This is a genomic window from Rahnella sp. P4_A8, assembly GCF_056402435.1.
In genome coordinates, this window is record NZ_JBFUHK010000275.1 from 1 (window position 1) to 1022 (window position 1022).

At 44.2% G+C, this 1022-nt stretch carries 1 protein-coding gene and 2 pseudogenes; 2 read left to right on the forward strand and 1 reads right to left on the reverse strand.

What is annotated here, in order from left to right:
- Window positions 1-177: pseudogene (locus tag AC1DUO_RS25375) on the reverse strand (transposase family protein); the annotation flags it as partial.
- Between the two features lie 405 nt (window positions 178-582).
- Here AC1DUO_RS25375 and AC1DUO_RS25380 point away from each other — a divergent pair.
- Complete coding sequence (locus AC1DUO_RS25380; protein WP_353050908.1) at window positions 583-651, forward strand: DUF6500 family protein; 69 nt, start codon at window positions 583-585, stop codon at window positions 649-651.
- A 17-nt stretch (window positions 652-668) separates the two neighbouring features.
- A pseudogene (locus AC1DUO_RS25385) lies at window positions 669-1022 on the forward strand (DinB/UmuC family translesion DNA polymerase); the annotation flags it as partial.

Below are 1022 nucleotides of genomic sequence, written 5' to 3' on the forward strand. Positions count from 1 at the left end.
GTGCTGAACTGACAGGTATTGAGGTGACGCCATTTGCGACGCCGGTGATCATGTATGGAGTAGGATTTACCGCAGGTTGGAAGGGCAGTTGTGTGTTTTCAGCAATGCCGACAATGAACCAAATTTTTCATCAAGGGAAAGGGATTGTACCTGTCACGGTGCGGACTGTTGAATGATATGGGCTTAGAGGGAATTTTCGTCCATGGCAAACTTCTCAGTAAATCAAGACTGCCATCATAATGCCTTTAGCCACTACGATCGGGGAAGACCCATTAATGAACAGTATTAAGTAAGTGTTCATTATGGATATCTTTACCCAACCCCTGACCCTTTAATGCGTTTGATCCTATTCCTTAAGGATAAGGTTCAGGCTGGTTTTCCTTCCCCAGAAGTTTTCCCATATAGGCTTAGTTATCAATCAGCAAAAGCATTCATCTAATCGTCGTTTATCATTAAGTTGGATGTGCCGATTAACCGTTGAGCAGGTCACAATGGCTATGCATACGACGGCATAATTGTGTTTCGCACAAGCTAGGAGATGTGATGAAACTAAGCCTAAATTCTTAAGATCTGTGATGAAAAATAGCAGCTAATGGAAGCAACGTTGGTCTGTCCTTTTACGCTTTTTTTCGAATAAAAACGATGACCTAGAGTTACTTGATGCTACCACACAACTGATACGCAAACATTTCAATATTGTGCTGGAACGTACCGCCCGGGAGCTGCACGGCGAACCTTGTCTGGAGCTGAAAGAGTTTGCACAGACACAAATCGTTTGCTCCAGGTCATTCGATGATCGCGTATCAGAATACGATTTGATACGTGAGGCAATCTGCAGCCATGCCGTACGTGCCGCCGAGAAACCCCAGGGCGAACATCAGTATTGCCGACATATCTCAGCATTCATCAAAACAAGCCCATTTTTAATAAACGAAGTCTACTTTGGGAAAACAGCGAACAGCTCATGGCAGTTCTCAATGGAATTAATCACAGCGGAAAAGGGCACGTATGGTTCGAGGAAC